Here is a 4,627-nt window from a genome sequence, read left to right as displayed (position 1 = left end):
CGGCGGTGAGGTCGTGGCCCGAGGTGCGGGCGTGGCCGGGCGGGAGGCTGTCGGTGTGCTGCCGTGGGTGCTTTCCGCCAAGTCGTCTTCCGCGCTGCGGTCCCAGGCGGCGCGGTTGCGGGAGCACGCCGTGTCGCGCGATGTGGACCTGGCGGGGACGGCGGTGGCGCTGGCCACCGCCCGTACCGCTTTCGATCACCGTGCGGTCGTCCTCGCCGAGGACGCCACGGGCTTCACCACCGCCCTCGACACCCTCGCGCACCAGGGCACCGCGGGCCGCCACCTGGTCCGTGGCACGGCACAGCCCGGCGCCAGGACTGCCTTCGTCTTCGCGGGGCAGGGCGCGCAGTGGGCGGGCATGGGAGGCCAGTGGTACGAACAGCTCCCCGCGTTCGCCGCGGCGTTCGACGCCGTCTGCGCAGCCGCCGACCCGCAGCTCGACGTGGAGCTGGCGGACGTGGTGCTCGCCGGCTCCGCAGGCCGCTCCGCGGACCACGCGGACCTCATCCATCAGACCCGCTACACCCAGATCGCTCTCTTCGCCGTCGAGGTCGCGCTGTTCCGCACCATCGAGGCGTGGGGCGTACGCCCGGACGTCGTCCTCGGTCACTCCATCGGTGAGATCGCCGCCGCCCATGTGGCCGGAGTGCTCTCCCTCCAGGATGCGGTCACGCTGGCCGTCGCCCGCGGCGCCCTCATGCAGCAACTCCCGCACGGTGGAGCCATGCTGGCCATCGGTGCCACCCCGGCACAGGCCGACGCATGGCTGCGCGCCCTGCCCGAGCAGCACCGGCGGCAGGTGGCGGTCGCCGCGGTCAACGGCCCCTCCGCCGTAGTCGTGTCCGGTGCCTCGGACGCCGTCGACCAGGTGGCCGAGGCAGCCACACAGGCCGGGCGGCGTCTTCGCAGGCTCCAGGTCAGCCACGCCTTCCACTCGCCGCTCATGGAGCCGATGCTCGGCGAGTTCCGCTCCGTGCTCGCGCGCCTCACCTTCTCCCGCCCGGCCGTCCCGATGATCTCCACCGTCACCGGTGAACTCGCGGCGGACGACATCACCTCGCTGGACTACTGGGTGCGGCACGCCCGCGAGAGCGTCCGCTTCCAGGACGCCGTGCGCGCCACGGAGCCGCGCGTGGACGCCTTCCTGGAGATCGGCCCGCACGCCGTGCTCTCCCGGCCCCTGGAGGACAGCCTCTCCGAGGGCCACTCCGCCACCGTCATCTCCGTCGCCCACCGCGAACGGCCCCTGACCGCTTCCCTGCTGAGGGCGGTCGGCGCCCTGTGGGCCGGTGGCGCCGACGTGGACTGGAGCGCGCTGCTGCCCGCCGTACCCGCGAGCCAGGACCTGCCCACGTACCCCTTCGAGCGGCAGCGCTTCTGGCCCCGCGTCCCGCCGCACCGCGCGGGTGACGTGAGCGGCGCCGGACTCGCCGGACTCGACCACCCGCTGCTCGGAGCTGCCGTCAGCGTCGCCGACGGCAGCGGCAGCTCCGCCGGTGGCTTCGTACTGACCGGCCGCCTCTCGCTCGCCACCCACCCCTGGCTCGCCGACCACGCCGTCGTGGGCACCGTGCTCCTTCCGGGCACCGCCTTCGTCGAACTCGCCCTGCGCGCCGGGCAGAACGTGGGCTGCGGCCGGATCCGCGACCTCACCCTGGAGACCCCGCTCGTCCTCACACCCGAAGACGCCATGCAGATCCAGGTCGGCGTGGGGCCCGCCGACGACGAGGGCCACCGCCACGTCGTCGTGTACTCGCGCCTCGAACCGTCCGACGACGGGACGCGTGGCGTGGAGACCGAGTGGGTCCAGCACGCCCGGGGCGTGGTTGCTCCCCCGGACCAGGGACCTGACGCCGACGACTTCGGCGCGGTCACCGGCTCGGTGTGGCCGCCCCGCGGTGCGGCCCGGGTCGAGATCGAGGAGTTCTACCCCGCCCTTGCCGAGCAGGGCTACGCCTACGGCCCCACCTTCCAGGGGCTGCGCAAGGCTTGGCGGCGCGGCACCGACTTCTTCGCCGACGTGGAGCTGCCCGAGGCCGCGGCGGACGACGTCGCGGGATTCGGCGTCCACCCGGCCCTGCTGGATGCCGCCCTGCACGTCATCGGCCTCGGCGACGTGGCCGACGACGCCGAGAACACCTCGCGGCTGCCGTTCGCCTGGTCCGGCGTGCGGCTGTGGGCGAGCGGCGCCCGCACCGTCCGCGTCTGTCTGACGACCGTGAGTTCTGCCGCCGTACGCGTACGGATCGCCGACGCCACCGGCACCCCCGTCGTCGGCATCGACGAACTCGTGCTGCGGCCCGTCTCGGAGACCCCCGTGGGCCGGAGGCGCGCCCGGGTCACAGAGTCCCTGTTCACCGAGGCGTGGGAACCCCGGAAGGCGGGGGTACAGGACGCCGCCGGGGAAGCAGCTCCGCAGGTCTGGGGCGCGGACACCGGTCTCGAAGAGCTGACGGCCGCCGGCACCGTGCTCCTGGACTGCGCTGCGGGCGGTGGCACCGACGTCCTCGAAGGGGTACGGGCCCAGGTGGGCCACGCCCTGGAGCGCGTCCAGGCCTGGCTTGCGCACGACGGCATCGCCCCGGCCAGGCTGACCGTACTGACCAGGGGCGCCGTCGAGGTGCACCCCGGAGAGGGCGCCGACCCGGCCCAGGCCGCGGTGCACGGCCTGGTGCGGTCGGCGCGCTCCGAGCACCCCGGGCGGTTCGCACTGCTCGACCTGGCCCCCGGCACCGGGCCGGCCGACGTCCCCTGGCCCGCTGTGCGCGCCGCGCTCGCCGACCAGGAGACCGAGATCGCCGTGCGCGGCGGCGGCATCTTCGTGCCGCGTCTGGTGCGCACCGCACCCGACGCCGACGCCCCCGTCGCCTACGCCGGGCAGGGCACTGTCCTGGTCACGGGCGGCACCGGGGTCATCGGGTCCGCCGTGGCCCGCCACCTGGTCACCGTCCACGGCGTCCGCGACCTGGTGCTCGCCGGCCGGCGCGGTGCCGACGCGCCGGGAGCCACCGAACTCGCCGAGGAACTGCGCGCGGCGGGCGCCGAGGTGCACCTCGTCGCCTGCGACGTCTCGCAGCGGTCCGCGCTGGCCGAACTCATCGAATCCCTTCCCGAGTTGCGCGGCGTGGTGCACGCCGCAGGCGTCCTCGACGACGGCATGGTCACCGCGCAGACCGCCGAGCGGCTGAACACCGTGCTGCGGTCCAAGGCGGATGCCGCCTGGCACCTGCACGAGCTCACCAGGGAGCGGGACCTCGACCTGTTCGTCCTGTTCTCCTCGGCCGCAGGCATCTTCGGCTCCCCGGGCCAGGCCAACTACGCCGCCGCCAACACCTTCCTGGACGCGCTCGCCCGGCACCGCCGCGCAGCGGGGCTGCCCGCGCACTCGCTCGCGTGGGGTCTGTGGGCCGATCCCAGCACCATGACGGGGACGCTCACCGACACCGACATGGGTAGGCTCAGCCGGGGCGGCCTCCACGCCATCAGCGCCGACGAGGGCCTCGCCCTGTTCGACGCATCGGTGCGGCTCGAAGATCCTGTCGCTGTTCCCGTACGCCTGGACCTGCGCGGCCAGGCCGACCCGCCCGCGCTGCTGCGCTCCCTGATCAGGTCCGCCCCGCGCCGTGCCTCCGCCGCCCCCGCGGCCGCCTCCTCGGCCTGGCGCGAGAGGCTGCTCGACCTGTCGGCGGCGGAGCGCTCCGCCGCCCTCGTGGACCTGGTGCGCGAGCACGTCGCCACCGTCCTCGGCCACACCACGCCCGAGGACATCGCGCCCGTCCAGTCATTCGACGCCCTCGGCTTCGACTCGCTGACCGCCGTCGAACTCCGCAACCGCCTGGCCGAGTTCACCCAGATCCAGCTGCCCACAACCCTCGTCTTCGACTACCCGAGCCCCGAGGCGCTCGCCGGCTTCCTGAGCGAGGCCCTCGCGGATCCCGCAGAACAGGGTGCACCGGTCGCCCAGGTGCGCGCCACCGGCGACGACCCCATCGCCATCGTCGGCATGGCCTGCCGCTACCCCGGCGGCGTCGGCTCGCCCGAAGACCTGTGGGACATGGTCGCCGACGGCCGCGAGGGCATCGGCGGTTTTCCCACCGACCGCGGCTGGGACCTCCAGCGGCTCCACACCCCCGAGCCCGGCCACACCGGATCGACATCCGTCCGCGAGAGCGGATTCCTGTACGAGGCAGCCGAGTTCGACGCTGGATTCTTCGGCGTCTCGCCGCGCGAGGCCACCACGATGGACCCACAGCACCGGCTGCTCCTCGAAACCTCCTGGGAAGCCATCGAGCGCGCGGGCATCGACCCGACGAGCCTGCGGCGCAGCAGGACCGGCGTGTACGCGGGCCTGATGCACCACGACTACGTGGCACGGCTCCAGGAGATCCCCGAGGAGATCGCCGGTTACCTCAGCAACGGCACCGCGGGCAGCGTCGCCTCCGGTCGCATCGCCTACACCCTCGGCCTCGAGGGCCCTGCCGTGACGATCGACACCGCCTGCTCCTCGTCCCTCGTCGCCCTGGACATGGCCGTGTCCGCGCTGCGCAGCGGCGTGTGCGACCTCGCGCTCGTGGGCGGCGTCGCCGTGATGGCGACCCCCACCGTCTTCGCGGAGTTCGGCAAGCAG

At 74.0% G+C, this 4,627-nt stretch carries 1 protein-coding gene; it reads left to right on the top strand.

Annotated features, from left to right (window positions below):
- Window positions 1–31: 31 nt before the first annotated feature.
- Window positions 32–4,627 (top strand): type I polyketide synthase (locus BFF76_RS26955; RefSeq protein ID WP_141695668.1); only part of this gene is annotated, 4,596 nt, incomplete at its 3' end.

The organism is Streptomyces mutomycini (genome assembly GCF_001700505.1).
Taxonomy (GTDB): domain Bacteria; phylum Actinomycetota; class Actinomycetes; order Streptomycetales; family Streptomycetaceae; genus Streptomyces; species Streptomyces mutomycini.
Note: the sequence above shows the minus strand (reverse complement) of the source record. Positions and strands in the feature narration are given on the sequence as shown.